The sequence below is a fragment of the Peribacillus sp. SIMBA_075 genome, from assembly GCF_046534585.1.
This window is the reverse complement of sequence record NZ_JAWRYN010000865.1, coordinates 1-262: the sequence shown is the minus strand read 5'-3', so window position 1 is coordinate 262 and position 262 is coordinate 1. Positions and strand designations below refer to the sequence as shown.

Genomic DNA, 262 nt, shown 5'->3' with positions numbered 1-262 from the left:
AGGTTGATAAAAACCAATGATCTATTGTCATGTATAGATTCATCATTAAAACTATATATAACTAAAAACGAATTGGAAAAAATGTGCGAAGAATTAATTAATGCCCAAGATAGAGCCTTGTTTAGATTGCTTTTTGAGGGCATATTAGGTTACGAGGCAAGTGAAATGACCAGTCTTACAAGAAGTGATATAGAAAAAGCGTTAAATAATAATAATATGCTAACTGTACATGATTCAAAAAATGGTGAGAGAACAATAAAAG

General features: G+C 29.8%; 1 protein-coding gene. It reads left to right on the top strand.

What is annotated here, in order from left to right:
* Positions 1–262 (top strand): phage lytic cycle repressor MrpR family protein (locus SB775_RS30710; RefSeq protein ID WP_486360725.1); only part of this gene is annotated, 262 nt, incomplete at both ends.